Annotated in this window: 13 protein-coding genes; 6 read left to right on the top strand and 7 right to left on the bottom strand. The window is 66.5% G+C overall.

The features are described 5' to 3' along the window. Positions 1-19 precede the first annotated feature (19 nt). Entirely contained in the window at positions 20-1609 is a 1590-nt protein-coding gene (locus tag ACGFK1_RS09425) for a 5'-methylthioadenosine/S-adenosylhomocysteine nucleosidase (protein ID WP_393428000.1), read from the top strand. Positions 1610-1684: 75 nt separating this feature from the next. Here the strand turns inward: ACGFK1_RS09425 and ACGFK1_RS09420 are convergent, their stop codons facing one another. The 4 genes from ACGFK1_RS09420 to ACGFK1_RS09405 are packed head-to-tail and all read right to left on the bottom strand — an operon-like array spanning position 1685 to position 5440. Further along, entirely contained in the window at positions 1685-3277 is a 1593-nt protein-coding gene (locus ACGFK1_RS09420) for a phytoene desaturase family protein (protein WP_393427999.1), read from the bottom strand. Continuing rightward, positions 3274-3744 (bottom strand): SRPBCC family protein, encoded by a 471-nt coding sequence (locus ACGFK1_RS09415; RefSeq protein WP_393427998.1) that lies wholly within the window; start codon positions 3742-3744, stop codon positions 3274-3276. Before ACGFK1_RS09415 ends, ACGFK1_RS09420 begins: the two co-directional genes overlap by 4 nt. After that, positions 3741-4535: an SDR family NAD(P)-dependent oxidoreductase gene (locus ACGFK1_RS09410; protein ID WP_393427997.1), complete on the bottom strand. Its 795-nt coding sequence runs from the start codon at positions 4533-4535 to the stop codon at positions 3741-3743. The genes ACGFK1_RS09415 and ACGFK1_RS09410 overlap by 4 nt, the downstream gene beginning before the upstream one ends. Before the next feature lie 41 nt (positions 4536-4576). Then, on the bottom strand, positions 4577-5440 hold the full coding sequence (locus tag ACGFK1_RS09405; RefSeq protein WP_393427996.1) for an alpha/beta fold hydrolase: 864 nt from the start codon (positions 5438-5440) through the stop codon (positions 4577-4579). Positions 5441-5483: 43 nt separating this feature from the next. Between ACGFK1_RS09405 and ACGFK1_RS09400 the strand changes: the two genes are divergently transcribed. The 3 genes from ACGFK1_RS09400 to ACGFK1_RS09390 all read left to right on the top strand — a co-directional run bounded on the left by ACGFK1_RS09400 (position 5484) and on the right by ACGFK1_RS09390 (position 9750). Beyond that, positions 5484-7355 carry a propionyl-CoA synthetase gene (locus ACGFK1_RS09400; RefSeq protein WP_393427995.1) on the top strand — a complete coding sequence of 624 codons (1872 nt, stop codon included), beginning with the start codon at positions 5484-5486 and terminating at the stop codon, positions 7353-7355. An 84-nt stretch (positions 7356-7439) separates the two neighbouring features. Continuing rightward, on the top strand, positions 7440-8750 hold the full coding sequence (locus ACGFK1_RS09395) for a hemolysin family protein (protein WP_393427994.1): 1311 nt from the start codon (positions 7440-7442) through the stop codon (positions 8748-8750). Continuing rightward, positions 8743-9750, top strand: a complete 1008-nt coding sequence (locus tag ACGFK1_RS09390; RefSeq protein ID WP_393427993.1) for a hemolysin family protein — start codon at positions 8743-8745, stop codon at positions 9748-9750. The genes ACGFK1_RS09395 and ACGFK1_RS09390 overlap by 8 nt, the downstream gene beginning before the upstream one ends. A 74-nt stretch (positions 9751-9824) precedes the next feature. On the opposite strand, the gene ACGFK1_RS09385 is transcribed toward ACGFK1_RS09390, so the two are convergent. The 3 genes from ACGFK1_RS09385 to gnd are packed head-to-tail and all read right to left on the bottom strand — an operon-like array spanning position 9825 to position 13021. Continuing rightward, the gene (locus ACGFK1_RS09385; protein ID WP_393427992.1) at positions 9825-10619 is read right to left on the bottom strand and encodes a PaaX family transcriptional regulator C-terminal domain-containing protein; all 795 of its coding nucleotides are present in this window, start codon (positions 10617-10619) and stop codon (positions 9825-9827) included. Further along, positions 10620-12011: a glucose-6-phosphate dehydrogenase gene (zwf, locus tag ACGFK1_RS09380; protein WP_393427991.1), complete on the bottom strand. Its 1392-nt coding sequence runs from the start codon at positions 12009-12011 to the stop codon at positions 10620-10622. Beyond that, positions 12008-13021, bottom strand: a complete 1014-nt coding sequence (gnd, locus tag ACGFK1_RS09375) for a phosphogluconate dehydrogenase (NAD(+)-dependent, decarboxylating) (protein ID WP_393428449.1) — start codon at positions 13019-13021, stop codon at positions 12008-12010. The genes zwf and gnd overlap by 4 nt, the downstream gene beginning before the upstream one ends. Before the next feature lie 127 nt (positions 13022-13148). Between gnd and ACGFK1_RS09370 the strand changes: the two genes are divergently transcribed. Both ACGFK1_RS09370 and ACGFK1_RS09365 read left to right on the top strand, forming a co-directional pair. Then, positions 13149-14312: an SRPBCC family protein gene (locus ACGFK1_RS09370; RefSeq protein WP_393427990.1), complete on the top strand. Its 1164-nt coding sequence runs from the start codon at positions 13149-13151 to the stop codon at positions 14310-14312. Then, positions 14215-14673 carry an enoyl-CoA hydratase/isomerase family protein gene (locus ACGFK1_RS09365; protein ID WP_393427989.1) on the top strand — a complete coding sequence of 153 codons (459 nt, stop codon included), beginning with the start codon at positions 14215-14217 and terminating at the stop codon, positions 14671-14673. Before ACGFK1_RS09370 ends, ACGFK1_RS09365 begins: the two co-directional genes overlap by 98 nt. Positions 14674-14720 lie beyond the last annotated feature (47 nt).

Below are 14720 nucleotides of genomic sequence, written 5' to 3'. Positions count from 1 at the left end.
TCGGCGATATACATACCGAATGCCTCACAAGGCAGGTGCACGTCGGGTCGGCGGCTTGGTCGCCGCCCTGGCGCTCGGTGCGACTCTGTGGACGGGGACCGGTGTCGCGTGGGCCGACGAATCCGGTGGCACCGATGGCGCCACCACCTCCAGCGCGACCGACGACGCCACCAAGCCCACCGGCACGGCGCAGCCACCAGACACTGCGACCGCGGAGACACCCAAGCCGGCCAGGCCGCCCAGGCCGCCGAAGCCGCCCAAGAAGAACAAGGAGCCCGCGGCGGCCGAGCCCACACGGGCGAAGAAGTCGTCACCGATATCCGAGGCGAAACACGAAGCGACAACGCGAACCGATCCGGCGCCCAGCAAATCCGCCGATACCGTCGGTCCAGCCCCCGCCGCAGCACCACCGGTCACAGCCTCGCTGCGGGTCGCGTCGGAGGAGTCGCCGACTAACCTCACACGGGCAATGCCGACGCCAAAACCGCCGCAGCTCAACGTCGTTCGCGCAGTCACCACGCTGGTGTCGACCGTGCTGAACGCGGTCCTGCGCCCGGTGGCCGCCAGCAGCGCTCCTGCGGCACCCGCAGCGGCGCCGTCGCTGTGGACGCTACTGGCGTTCGCGCGGCGTGAATTCGAACACGTCTTTTCGTCGCCGTCGCCGACCCAAACACGCGTGGACGCAACGACGACCAGTCAGACCACACAACAACGCACCCTGATCCTGTCGGCCTTCCCCGCCGAAACCGACGCGATCCTCGCGCGCACCACCCTCGATCCGAACCCCTCGGTGGTCGTCGACGGCCATCATTTCTACCTCGGCACGCTCGGCGGCAAGAAGGTCATCGTCGCGATGACCGGCATCGGAATGGTCAACGCGGCGCGGACCACCGACATCGCACTCGACCATTTCAACGGTGTTGACGCCGTGGTCTTTTCGGGCGTCGCAGGCGGATCGGGGCGCACCGAGATCGGAGATGTGGCCGTGCCCGCCCGGTGGACCTCCGACGATGGCCATACGTGGCATCCCGTCGACCCTGGCATGTTGGCGGCCGCCAGCACGCTCGACGTCGACCTGCTCAGCCGCGACAGCGTCGGCGATCCCAGCTGCTTCTGCGGCCTGTTCGCCGGCCCGCGCATCGACCTGCGGCGCGAACCAGACCTGCACGTCGGCGGCAACGGTTCCAGCGACGACAACAACAACGGCACAGCGTTTCCCGCGCTGCCGTCGATCCCGTTCGTCGGCGACATCTTCGGCGCGCAGCCCTGTGCTGCCCCGGACTTCTCGCTTCTGTTCACCGGCAACTTCTTCCAGGCCGTGCTGCCATTTGTGGCCTTCGGACTCTTCAGCAACTTGACGGGGCTGTTGAACCCGGTCACACCACCGGTGGATGCGGTCGACCAGGAGACCGCGGCGGCACAACAAGTCGCCGACGCACACGGCATTCCGTTCCTCGGCATCCGCGGTATGTCGGACGGGCCAGGCGATCCGCTGAACCTGCCGGGCTACCCGTTCACGTTCGCCGTTTACAAGCAGATCGCGGCCGACAATGCCGCGATCGTGACCGAGGCGTTCCTTCAGAGCTGGGGCGACGCACCTGACGCATAGTTGCGCGAGCAGACGCAAAACTGCCCAAAAAGCAGCGAGAAAGGGCAGTTTTGCGTCTGCTCGCCGTGGAAGTCCTCACCGGAACGCCGCGGACATCACCATCCGGTTGAGCCGCCTGCGTGGCCAACCCCGTGCGCCGTCGCCTGCCAGTGCCGCGCGCGCGGCGTTGCGGCCGCAGACCCCATGCACACCGCCGCCGGGATGGGCGCCTGCGCTGCCCAGATAGACGTTCTGCACAGGTGTTTCGGCCCGGCCGAAGCCCGGCGCCGGGCGGAAGATCAATTGCTGGTACAGCTGCGACGTGCCGCCGTTCACCGCGCCGGTGTGCAGATTGGCGTCACTGGCCTCCAGGTCCGAGGGCCGCTGGACCAGCTTGCCGACGACGTGATCGGTGAAGCCGGGGGCATGCTCCTCGAGCACCCGGTCGACGGCCTGCGCCACCTGCTCGGCGGAGTCGTCGTCGGCTACCCGACGCGGCAGATGCGTGTATGCCCAGGCACTTTCGGTTCCTGCCTGCGACCTACTCGGGTCGGCCGTCGTCATCTGACCGAACAGCATGAACGGCCGTTGCGGCAACGTGGCCGTGTTCAGATCGGCCATCCAACGCACCAAGCCGTCGTGGTCAGCGCCGAGATGCACGGTGCCGGTGTCGTTCAAGACCTTCGACCGCCACGGTATCGGGCTGTCGAGCGCGTAGTTGATCTTCAACACCGGGGTGTCCCACACGAAATGCGTCATATCGTCGAGTACCGCATCGGGCACGGCATGCGCAGGCAGCAAGTCGACGTACAACCGCGGCGCGGACGTGTCCGCGACGACGGCGCGCCGAATCCGCACCGTCGAGCCATCAGCGGTGTGCACCGCGACGGCGCGTCCTCCCCGAACCTCGATACCATCGACCTGCCGACCGCACTCGATGCGCGCACCGGCGGACCGCGCCCGGTTCACCAGTGCCGCCGCCAACTGCCCCGCGCCGCCGACCGGCACCGGCCATCCGCCGTCCTGCGCCATCATGATCAGCAGGTAGCCCATGACACCGCTTCCCGGCGCATCAATCGGCACGTCGGCGTGCATGGCGTTGCCCAACAACAGAAGTCGTGCCGCCTCGCCGTCAAACAACTGTTCGGCCATCACCCCGGCGGGCAGCAGCAGTCGATGCGCCAGTCGCAGCGACTCGGCTGTGCCCAGCTTGCGCAGCAATCCGACCGCCCCTCGAACAGGTGGGAACGGCGAGAAAAGCGCCGACAGCAGAGGTTCCTTGATGCGAAGCCACTGATCGAACAACGCCCGCCAGCGGTCGCCGTCACCGCGTTGCCGCCGCTCCAGATCTTCGGCGGTGCGGTCGATCTCGTGGTGGATCACCGCCGCGTCGTCGTCGTCAGCCGACCGCGGATGCCCGACCACCGCCGGTGCGTGCGACCATCGCAGCCCGTGATCCTCGAGGTTCAGCGCCCGCAGCGCCGGCGACGCCACCGACAGCGGGTAGAACGCACTGTACAAATCGCTGATGTAACCGGGGAACAACTCGGCGCTCTTGACCGCCCCACCCGGTTCGTCCTGCGCCTCCAGGACCAGCACATTCCACCCGGCGTCGGCCAGCATGGCCGCGGCGACCAAACCGTTGTGACCCGCCCCGATCACCACGGCGTCGGCGGTTTGCCCACTCACTCGGGCTCTTTCCGCCGTTCGGCCAGCGCGGCCAACCGCGCCAGACATTCACGGTTCCTGGGGTATGCCACCGCCAAGCCCAGTCGACGCGGCAGCAGGCTGAGCGGTCCGCCGACCGGGACCTCGGCCATCTCGATGCGGCTGCCCCCCGGTATGTCACTCAGCCGCAGGACAATTCGAGCGCCACCGAACGGCCGACCCTTGGCGCGCAGGATGAGTTCGGAGAGCGGCGTCGACGATTCGACCTCGGTCTCGTCGTTGAGCACCACAGGCCAGATGCCGATGGTGTGGTGGATCTTGCTGCCTGGCGCGGGCCATTGCGGCTCAACCGCTCGCATGCGGGTGTTGCCGACCACCCATTGCGAGTACGTCCAACCGTCGGCCACCACGTCCCACACCTGCTGCCTGGTCGCGGTGGTGTCGCGCTTGACCGTCAGTGAGCTGTCGATTGCTGCTGGCCCTGTCATTTGCTTTTTCCTATCGGCAGTGAAATCATCCGGCTGGCAACCGCTTTCACGGAGTCGGGGAGTACCCGGTTGACCATCCCCATGGACTTCGACAGCAGCGACGACGCGACCACCTTGCGGTCACCACGCATCAATGCGTCATATCCCTGCTTGGCGACCGCGGCGGGATCGTCTTTGGGCATCCGGCCGATAACGGTGTCGAGCATGCCTGCTCGCCGAAAGAAGTCCGTCGCCGTCGGGCCCGGCATCAACGAGGTGACGCTCACACCGGTGTCGCGCAGTTCGTCGTGAAGCGCCTCCGCGAACGACTGCACGAACGACTTCGACGCGTTGTAGATGGTTTGCAGCGATCCCGGCATCGTCGAACTGATCGACGAAGTGAACAGCACCTTGCCCGTGCCGGCCTCCGCCATGTCCGTCAGGACGAGTTTGGCCAGGTGCACGGTGGACCGGACGTTGAGGTCGACGATGCTCAGATCGCTGTCGAGGTCGGCGCCGACGAACGGACCCGCCCGCCCGATGCCCGCGTTGAGCGCCGCGGCGGCCAGTCGGGTGCCGCCGTCACTGACGCTGCGGTACAGCCGCTCCACTTCGTCCGGCCGACGCAGGTCGACCTGGACCGGTCGCACCTCGACTCCGGCGGTGGCCAGCTTGTCCGCGCTGGCGTGGATCGCATCGTCGTCAGCGGCTATGACGAGGTCGTAGCCGTCGTCGGCGAACAGCTTCGCCAGTTCGAAGCCGATTCCGCTGGAGGCGCCGGTGACCAGCGCGAGACCTTTCGGGTTTGCCATACCCGCGGGCTACCCGAGACCTGCGGAGCCAAACCCTGACGTCAGCGCTCGGTTTCTTCAGCCAGCGCGGCCAGACGCGCCCGCACCAGGTCAGGGCGCTCGTCGATGATGAAGTGCGTGGCGTCGACCTTCTCCAGCGTGAAGTCGTCGGCGTTGGCGTTCTCCGGTGAGGTCCACGATTCATGGATGACGTGGTCCCTGACCCCGAACAACGCGCGGATCGGAACAGTAGCCCGCCGACTCTCGGAAGACTTTGCTGCCCTAGGCAGTTCGCGCAGTAGGAAGGTCCGGTAGGCGTCACGGCCCGCGCGTGCCACCACGGGATCGCGGAAGCGGTCCACGTATACGCGGACGTGGCGGCTGTCGAGCGCCGACCCCACCTTGAACACGAGATACAGGAAGTTGGTGTAGCGCTGCACCGGCACACCGAACGACGCCATCAGTGGCTGATACTCCAGCAGCGGTGCAGCATGAGGGAGAAACGTCCGCGCGGTGACCCACGGGTAACCCATGTTCAGCGCCAGGTAGCCGTCGAAACGCTCGGGGGCGCGCAACACCATCAGGTAGCCGGCGTAGGCGCCCCAGTCGTGCCCGACGAGCAGCACTCGGTCGAGTCCGAGCGCGTCGAGCAGCGCCAGCACGTCACTGGCGACGTCCTCCTTGGCCCACTTGTGCGGCGCGGGTCCGGACCAGCCGAAGCCAGGCAGGTCCGGGGCGATGATGCGCAGCCCCGTCGGCGGGTCGGCGAGCAGATCGTGGTACGCCCAGTGATGCTGCGGCCAACCATGCAGTGCCACGACGGGGCGGCCGTCCGGCGGTCCGGATTCCGTCACGTGAAAGCGGACTCCGCGTGCTTCGACAAACGACCGGCGCGCGCCCGCTATCGGCGGCGGTTCCGAGGTCATCAATCGGACTCTACGTAAGGGCTGCCAGGGCTACCGTGCCGGTATGGGTGGATATCGCGACCTGTTCAACGCCAGCATCGCCGACCCAACGGCCTTCTGGGCCGACGCCGCCAAGGCGGTGACGTGGACCCGTGAACCGAAGCGCGTGCTCGACGACTCGAACCCGCCGTTCTACCGGTGGTTCCCCGACGGGGAGTTGAACACCTGCGCCAACGCATTGGATCGCCACGTCGAGAGCGGCCGCGCCGACCAGCCTGCGCTCATCTACGACTCGCCGGTGACCGGCTCTCAACGCACCTATACCTATCGCGAACTGCTCGACGAAACCGCACGCTTCGCGGGTGCGCTGCGCGGACTGGGTGTCGGTAAGGGTGACCGCGTCGTCATCTACATGCCTATGGTGCCCGAGGCGGTGATCGCGATGCTCGCGTGCGCGCGACTGGGCGCGGTGCATTCGGTGGTGTTCGGCGGCTTCGCCGCGCATGAACTCGCGACCCGCATCGACGACGCCAAACCCGCCGTGGTCGTGTCGGCGTCATGCGGGGTCGAGCCCACCGGGACCGTCGACTACAAGCCCATGCTCGACGCCGCGCTGGAGATCGCCGAGTACGCCCCGCCTGCATGCGTGATCCTGCAGCGCGAGCAGCGTCCGTGTGAGCCGCTGGCAGGGCGCGACCACGACTGGCGCGAGTTGATGGCCGACGCGCAGCCTGTCGACCCGGTACCTGTTGCTGCGACCGATCCCCTGTATGTGCTCTACACGTCGGGCACCACCGGCAAGCCGAAAGGCATCGTGCGCGACAACGGCGGGCACGCGGTGGCGTTGCTGTGGAGCATGCGCAACATCTACGACACTCATCCCGGCGAAGTTTATTGGGCGGCAAGCGATGTCGGCTGGGTAGTGGGCCACTCCTACATCGTGTACGCGCCGCTGCTGCTCGGTGCGACGACGGTGCTCTACGAGGGCAAGCCCGTCGGCACCCCGGACGCGGGCGCGTTCTGGCGCGTGGTGTCCGAGCACGGCGTCAAGGCGTTGTTCACCGCGCCCACGGCGATTCGCGCGATCAAGAAGGAAGACCCCGAGGGCCACCACCTTGCCAAGTACGACCTGTCGACGCTGAAATACCTGTTCCAGGCCGGCGAGCGCCTCGATCCAGCCACCTACGGCTGGGCCTCGGACATCCTTGGCATCCCGGTCGTCGATCACTGGTGGCAGACCGAGACGGGTTGGGCCATCGCAGCCAACCCGATGGGCGTAGAACCGCTACCGATCAAACCCGGTTCGCCGACTGTGCCGATGCCCGGATACGACGTCCAGATCCTGCGGGTCGACGGGTCTTCATGCGATCCGGGTGAGGAGGGCGCCATCTGCCTCAGCTTGCCGTTGCCGCCCGGCACTTTGCCGACGCTGTGGGGCGACGACGACCGCTACGAGGCGTCGTATTTGCGCGAACATCCCGGCTATTACCTCACCGGTGACGGCGGATACCTCGACGAAGACGGCTATCTGTACGTGATGGGCCGCATCGACGACGTCATCAACGTTGCGGGACACCGGCTTTCGACCGGTTCGATCGAAGCGGCGTTGGCCAAGCACCCAGCTGTGGCCGAGTGTGCGGTGATCGGCGTTCACGATCAGATTAAGGGTCAGGTGCCGCGGGGATTGGTCGTCCTCAAGGCAGGGGCGTCCGAGAAGGGCCTGGTAGAGGAACTGATTCAGTTGGTGCGCGACGAGATCGGGGCGGTGGCGTGTTTCAAGATCGTCGACGTGGTCACCGCGCTGCCGAAGACGCGGTCGGGCAAGATTCTGCGCAAGACCATGCGGGGGATTGCCCACGGCAAGGACGAACCGCTCCCGTCGACCATCGAGGACCCGTCGGTGATCGATGCTCTCAAGCCCGTCCTGCAGCGTTAGGTATCGTCGAAGTGACGACCTGATTCGACGACCAAAGGGAGTAATGAACAGCGCCTCGCGCGCACCCCGAAGACCTGGCCCGCCATGCTGAGCGCGTTGGTCGACATCGGCCTCGGGGTTGCAGTCGTCGTTCTGATCACGGCTTTCACCGCCTACTTTGTGGCGCAGGAGTTCGCGTACACGGCGGTCAATCGGTCCAGGCTCACCGCACGAGCGGTCGCCGGTGACGCGGCGTCGCAGCGAGCGCTCGGTGTGACAAGGCGCACGTCGTTCATGCTGTCGGGCGCGCAACTGGGCATCACCGTGACCGGCTTGTTGGCCGGCTATCTCGCAGAACCACTCATCGGTGCCGGGTTTGCCGAGTTGATCGGCGGCGGGGTCTCGAGCTCCGCCGGAGTGGCCGTCGGGGCCGCGGTGTCGCTGATCTTCTGCACGCTGATCCAGATGCTGCTGGGCGAACTCGTCCCCAAGAACCTGGCCATCGCGATGCCGGAAACGGTCGCCCGCGCGCTGGCCGCCTCGACGCACTGGTATCTGCGGTTGTTCGGCTGGCTGATCTCGCTGTTCGACCACTCGTCGAATCTGCTGTTGCGTGCGCTGCGGATGGAGCCCGTGCACGACGTCGAGCAGGCCGCCACCGCACGCGATCTCGGGCACATCGTGGCGAGCTCCCGTTCCGCCGGCCAGCTGCCCGCCGACCTGTCGGTGCTGCTCGACCGAATCCTGGACTTCCCGACCAGCACCGCCGAGCACGCGATGATCCCCCGCACCCGGGTCGACACCGTGCAGGCCGACGAGCCCGTCGGCGCCATGCTGACCCGGATGGCCAGCGGGCACACGCGTTACCCCGTCGTCGGTGACTCCACCGACGATCTGCTGGGTGTCCTGAATCTGCAAAGCGTCCTCGATGCGGACCCGCAAGCCAGCGCGAGGGCACGATGCCGGACCGCCGTCCGGGTGCCCGCGTCGCTGCCGCTTCCCGAGGTGCTCGCGCAACTGCGGGCCGCCGACGACGAATTGGCGTTGGTGATCGACGAATACGGCGGATTCGCAGGCATCGTAACCATCGAGGACATCGCCGAGGAACTGGTCGGTGAGATCGCCGACGAGCACGACGGCGACCACAGCGAGGCGGTGCGCCGCCGCGACGGCTGGCTGCTGCGGGGCGATATGCACGTCGACGAGGCGCAGCGTGTGCTCGACCACCGCCTGCCGAACGGCGACTACGAGACGTTGGCCGGGCTGCTCATCGAGCATCTCGGCAGGCTGCCCGCCGTCGGCGACCGCGTCGCGATCACGCTGCCGCAGCGAAAACTGTTGGCGGTCAGGGTGGAAGCGGTGGACCGCCGGGTGCCCACATCGGTCGTCGTGAACGTTGTGGATTCCGATGAGTAACCCCTGGACCGTCGTTGCCCTGACTGCCTTCCTGATCGCGGTCAGCGCGTTCTTCGTGGCGGTCGAGTTCGCATTGCTGGCGGCCCGGCGTCATCGTCTCGAGGATGCGGCCGAGCACAGCGTCCCGGCACGATATGCGGTTCGCAGCACGAAGGAGCTCTCCGTTCTGCTGGCCGGTTCGCAGCTCGGCATCACCGCGTGCACGCTGGCGCTGGGCGCGACAACCAAACCGGCAGTGCACTATTGGCTCACACCGCTGTTCCACGGCCTGGGTGCGCCGCTGTGGGTCGCCGACGCGGCAGGATTCGTTCTCGCGCTGGCCATCGTGACCTTCCTGCACCTGGTGGTCGGCGAGATGGCGCCGAAGTCGTGGGCCATCGCGCATCCCGAGCGGGCGGCGACGGTGCTCGCGATTCCGATGGGCGCATTCATGGCGGTCACTCGTCCGCTGCTGATCGCGCTCAACCAGGCCGCCAACTGGTGCCTGCGCCGCGTCGGCGTCACCCCGGTCGACGACGTCGACAGCGGTCAAGATCCGGAGGCGTTGCGCCACCTCGTCGAACACTCGGCGAAGGTGGGCACCCTGGACCAGGAGCACTACCGGGCCCTGGCCACCGCACTCGAACTTGAGCGTCTGACGGTCGGCGAGATCGTCTCGCGCATGGCAACGTTCACCGCCGTACCCGCAGACGAGGACGCGGCGGGCATTCAGGCACAATCACGGGCGACGGGACACCAGCGGATCCTGGTGCTCGACGGCGACGACACCGTCGCCGGAGTGGTGCACGTTCGCGACAGCCTGCGCGCGCAGCCTCGCGCCACCGCCGGTGATCTGATGCGGCCGGTGCTCAGCCTGCCGGTCGACACCAAGGTGTACCGGGCCGTGCAGGTGATGCGGCAGCGGCGCAACCACCTCGCGCTCGTCGTCGACGACGGCGAAACCATCGGGTTGATCACGCTGACCGATCTGCTCCAGCGACTGCTGCCGGCCGCCGCCTAACTCCCGCGAGCAGACGCAGAAACGTCTCTTTCGGCCGCAATTTGCACGTTTCTGTGTCTGCTCGCCGGGAAAAGTCAGCGGAAGGCGGTGCTGAGCCGCTGCTGGAACACGTCGTTGAAACGACGGTACGCCCGACGCAGATCCCGACCAGGCCACTCGTCGGGTATCAGCTCGTCGGGCAGCAGCGGGTCTAGCTGAAGATGGCGCACGACGGTGACCGACAACCCGAACCAATAGGCGAAGTCGTCCGCCCCGACTGCTTCGGCGTCGATTTCGTCACGCAGTGCGCGGGTCAACCTGCGGGCGTTGGTCGCCCAATCATCAAGGCTGAACAGGGATCTGATGGTATCCGCGGGGATGTTGGTGGCCGCACCGTGAAAGTGAACGCACTGCCGATCCAGCACGGCGCGCAGCGTGGGCAGCCGATCGGGGTCGAGGTTGTCGGGCCGAATCCACACGCCTTCGCGCAGTTCGGCGAGGTGCAGCGCCGCGGCGGCCTTGCGCAACGCGAGCCGATCGGCCGCCGACCGGCGGTCCAGCGAAACGACCGCCAACTCCCACGTCCCATCCCAGGGCCGGGTGGCAGCGGTTCGGGAGGCATCGTCGACACGTTGACGGCGTTCGAGCAGATCCCCTGCGAGCGCGTATGTGCCGTCGTCGCTGGTGAGTTCACCGTTGGTGATCATCCGCCACAAGCAGGTACGGGCTGCCCCGTCGCTGATGCCGAACAGCGAGGCCATCGCGACCAATTCCCCGACGGTGAGGTGGGGTTCTGGAGCGCCGAGCAAGGCCGTCGCAAGGACGGAGCGTGCGCTCAGCGTGCGGTCGCCGATCAGGTCGGCGACGTCACTGCGCGACGCTGTCGGCATCTACGACTCCAACCAGGGTTCACGCCATTTGGGATGTCCGACAACCAGTTTCGCCGCGTCGGCGGGACCCCACGAGCCGACCTCATAGGGCTGCACCGGCGGCGGCGCTTCGAGCAGCGGCTGCACGATGCGCCAGGTCTCCTCGACGCCGTCCTCCCTGGCGAACTGAGTCGAATCACCGCGCATCGCGTCACTGAGCAGCCGCTCGTAGGGTTCGGGCGCCTCGCCGAGTTCCTTGGCGAACGTCAACGAGAGGTCGACGCACCGGGTGCGGTTCGCACCGGGTTCCTTGGCCTGGATGACCATGTCGGTGCCCGGGTTGGGATCGATCCGCAGCACCAATTCGTTGGGCTCCGGTCTTTCCGCCATCACCGCCAGCTTGGGCGGGCGCTTGAAGATGACTCGAATCTCGGTGGCGCGCACCGGAAGCGCCTTACCGGCCCGCAGGAAGAACGGCACGCCCGACCAGCGCCAGTTGTCGATCTCCAGGCGCAGCGCGGCGAATGTCTCGGTCTGCGAGTCCGGTTGTACGCCCTTGACCGACCGGTATCCGTCGTATTGGCCTCGCACGTAATGGGCGGGGTCGATCGACGGGATGGCCCGAAACACCTCGACCCGCTTGTCACGCAACCCGTCGGCGTCGGCGACACTGGGCGGCTCGGCGGCGAACAACCCGATCAACTGCAGCAAATGGTTCTGCACCACATCACGCAGCGCACCGACGGGGTCGTAGAAGTTGCCGCGGTCCTCCACACCGAAGTTCTCCGCCATGGTGATCTGCACACACTGGATCCGGTCGCGGTTCCACAGCGGCTCGAACACCGAGTTGGCGAACCGCAGGAACATGATGTCCATCGCCGGTTCCTTGCCGAGGAAGTGGTCGATGCGATAGATCTGCCACTCGTCGAGCACACCGCGCAACTGCGCGTTGAGCGCCCGCGCCGACGCCAAATCGTGGCCGAACGGCTTTTCGACCACGACCCGAGCGTGCGACGTGAGGTTGGCGTGCGCCAACCCCTCGACCACGCGGCCGAACAGCGACGGCGGTATCTCGAGATAGAAAACCGGCGTGTGCCTGCCGTCGATTGCGCGTGCCACGCGCTCATAAGTTTTCGCGTCGCCGAAGTCGCCGGAGACCATCGACAACCGCCCGGCGAAGCGGGCGAAGACATCCTCATCGATGGTTTCGCCTGCGGTCTCGATGGCGCTGCGCGCGTGGTCGTGCAACGCGGCCTCCGACCATTCGTCCCGTGCGACGCCGAGGATCGGGCAGTCCAGCAGCTTGCGGCGCTCGAGCCGATACAGAGACCTGAACGTCATCTTTCTGGCGAGATCGCCTGTGATGCCGAAGATCACGAGGACATCGGCGGGTGCTGCGGCGGCCGCGGTCATGACGTCTTCTCTGCGTGGCCACCGAACTCGCTGCGCATCGCCGAGAGCACCTTGTCGGTGAACTCGCCCAGTTGTCGCGATTGGAACCGCTCGAACAGCGAGGTGGTGATCACCGGCGCCGGTACGCCCTCATCGACCGCCGCGAGCACGGTCCACCGGCCTTCGCCGGAATCCGAAACGCGACCGGTGAAGTCGTCGAGTTCCGGTGAGCGCGCCATCGCGTCGGCGATCAGGTCCACCAACCAAGAGGACACCACGGATCCGCGCCGCCAGACTTCGGCCACTTCCGCGACGTCGATCGTGTAGTCGTAGGCCCACGCATCGCGCAGTGGGGTGGTCTCCGCGTCGACGGTGCGGTTCACGGTGCCCGCGTTGGCGTGCTTGATGATGCTCAGCCCCTCGGCGATCGCCGCCATCATTCCGTATTCCACCCCGTTGTGCACCATCTTCACGAAATGCCCTGCGCCGCTTGGCCCGCAGTGCAGGTAACCGTTCTGCGCGGTGCCGTCGGTACGAGTCCTGCTTGGGGTGGGTTCGGCGCAGCCCTCCCCCGGCGCAATCGTCTTGAAGATCGGATCGAGCCGTTGGACGACTTCAGTCTCGCCACCGATCATCAGGCTGTAACCGCGCTCGAGTCCCCATACTCCGCCGCTGGTTCCGCAGTCGACGTAATGAATGTTCTTGGCCACCAAGCGCTCGGCGCGAACGATGTCGTCACGGTAGTAGGAATTGCCGCCGTCGATGACGGTGTCCCCGGGTGCCAACAGGTCCACCAGTTGATCGAGCGTCTGGTCGACCACCGCCGCAGGCAGCATCAACCAGACCGCCCGCGGTTTTTCCAGCATCTGCACGAAGTCGCTCAACGAGTCCGCACCGGTGGCGCCCTCACTTGCGAGGCCCGCGACGGCGTCGGAATTCATGTCGTAGACCACGCAGCCATGTCCGTCGCGCATCAGGCGCCGAACCAAGTTGGCGCCCATCCGCCCGAGTCCCACCATTCCCAGTTGCATCGGTGTATCGGTTGCCATTGCCCCAGCTTTCCACGAACCGACCGGATCCAGCCCAGTTCACAGGTACCTGGACAGTATCTCACGTAATCGTTGACGCGCGATCAACGAAGTGTGATACTTCGACGGTATGAGCACTCCGACAACGGCGTCGGTCGCCGACGATGTGGAGATCGTGCGCCGCATCTTCGCGCACATCGACGCGGGCACCACAGACGAAGGTGAGGCGTGGCGCGAGCCCGTCGAAAACTACTTGAGCGCAGGCAGATTCACTGCTGAGCTGGACGTGTTGCGCTCCCACCCCAGTGTCTATCTGCCCTCGGCCGCGATCCTTGATCCCGGTGATCACGTCGGACGGACCACGTTCGGAGTGCCGTTGTTCGCCGTCCGTGGCCGCGACGGCCGGGCCCGGGTCTTCCGCAATTCGTGCAGGCATCGCGGCATGGCCCTGGTGGAGGCGCCCGGGTGCAGTCACGCGTTGACCTGCCGCTACCACGGCTGGACATACCGCCTCGACGGCACGCTCTCCCATGTGCCACACGCCGAAGCGTTCCCCGGTCTCGACATGCCCAGCCGCGGGTTGGTGGAGGTGGACAGCCGGGAAGTGGACGGTCTGATCGTCATCGGGCCGTTGCAGAATCCAGCCCCTGGAGCCGATGCCGCAATGTCGGCGCTCTCCGACGGGAGCCCATGGCGCGACAAACTGCTACCGGCGCAGCGCCTCTTCGCCGTGCGGCCGACCGTCCGTGCGATGAACTGGAAGGTGCTGGTGGAACAGTTTCTCGAGGGGTACCACATCCGCACCACGCACAAGAACACCTTCTATCCGCTGCAGTACGACGACCTCAACGTCGTCGAGGCATTCGGGCCGAACAGCCGAATCACGTTCCCGTTCCGCAACATCGAGCGGCTGCGCGATCGCCCCGAATCATCGTGGGTGGTCAACCACCGGGTGACCTACGTGTACCACCTGTTTCCGAACGTGATCGTGGCGACGTTCCCCAATCAGGTGCTGGTGATCACCATCGACCCGATCGATCTCGATCACACCACCGTCACCATTTATGCGATGGTCGCCCGCGAGGTGGCCGAGCATCTGTCCGCCAACCCCGCGGTCGCCGCAGGCTCACGCAACCTGCTCAACGAAGGCGGCATCGAGGACAACGAGATGTCTGAGGGTGTACAGCGCGGCCTGCATGCAGGCGCGAACGCGTTCGTCGAGTTCGGCAGGCACGAGAGCGCGATCGGTCGCTTCCACGCCAACCTCGACGAGCGGTTGGCGTACGCGCGGTGACCGACTACCACCATCTGAGCTACCAGCAGCGCGGGCCCGTCATGGTCATCACGATCAACCGGCCGGAGCGCATGACGCCATTGGGCCGCAGACACATTCCGAGCTGGTCGACGCCTGGTCCCGGTTCCGCGACGACGACGCCGCCTTGGTCGGCGTGCTCACTGGCGCGGGGCAGCGAGCGTTCTCGGCGGGCGGCGACCTGAAGGCGGCGTTCGGCGGCGAGTTGGATGTCGACGCCAGCCCCGACGAGGGCGTGCTCGGCCCGTCGCGGTGGACCGACATCTACAAGCCCACCATCGCGGCCGTTAACGGCGTCGCGTACGCCGGCGGACTCGAGTGGGCATGCTGGGCAGTTCTATAGCCAGGCCAACTGTTGTGGTTCAATGATCCGAACCACAATGGGAGCGG

The sequence above is a fragment of the Mycobacterium sp. NPDC048908 genome, assembly GCF_043197955.1.
In the GTDB taxonomy this organism is placed as follows: Bacteria; Actinomycetota; Actinomycetes; order Mycobacteriales; family Mycobacteriaceae; genus Mycobacterium.
The sequence above is the reverse complement of the archived record's forward strand: the minus strand, read 5'-3'. Positions and strand labels throughout refer to the sequence as shown.

Coding starts and splice junctions, on each gene's coding strand:
- ACGFK1_RS09405 (WP_393427996.1), bottom strand. CDS start 5,440: ATGACCTCGGAACCGCCGCCGATAGCGGGCGCGCGCCGGTCGTTTGTC.
- gnd (WP_393428449.1), bottom strand. CDS start 13,021: ATGCAACTGGGAATGGTGGGACTCGGGCGGATGGGCGCCAACTTGGTT.
- zwf (WP_393427991.1), bottom strand. CDS start 12,011: ATGACCGCGGCCGCCGCAGCACCCGCCGATGTCCTCGTGATCTTCGGC.
- ACGFK1_RS09415 (WP_393427998.1), bottom strand. CDS start 3,744: ATGACAGGGCCAGCAGCAATCGACAGCTCACTGACGGTCAAGCGCGAC.
- ACGFK1_RS09370 (WP_393427990.1), top strand. CDS start 13,149: ATGAGCACTCCGACAACGGCGTCGGTCGCCGACGATGTGGAGATCGTG.
- ACGFK1_RS09385 (WP_393427992.1), bottom strand. CDS start 10,619: ATGCCGACAGCGTCGCGCAGTGACGTCGCCGACCTGATCGGCGACCGC.
- ACGFK1_RS09390 (WP_393427993.1), top strand. CDS start 8,743: ATGAGTAACCCCTGGACCGTCGTTGCCCTGACTGCCTTCCTGATCGCG.
- ACGFK1_RS09365 (WP_393427989.1), top strand. CDS start 14,215: ATGCAGGCGCGAACGCGTTCGTCGAGTTCGGCAGGCACGAGAGCGCGA.
- ACGFK1_RS09410 (WP_393427997.1), bottom strand. CDS start 4,535: ATGGCAAACCCGAAAGGTCTCGCGCTGGTCACCGGCGCCTCCAGCGGA.
- ACGFK1_RS09400 (WP_393427995.1), top strand. CDS start 5,484: ATGGGTGGATATCGCGACCTGTTCAACGCCAGCATCGCCGACCCAACG.
- ACGFK1_RS09425 (WP_393428000.1), top strand. CDS start 20: ATGCCTCACAAGGCAGGTGCACGTCGGGTCGGCGGCTTGGTCGCCGCC.
- ACGFK1_RS09395 (WP_393427994.1), top strand. CDS start 7,440: ATGCTGAGCGCGTTGGTCGACATCGGCCTCGGGGTTGCAGTCGTCGTT.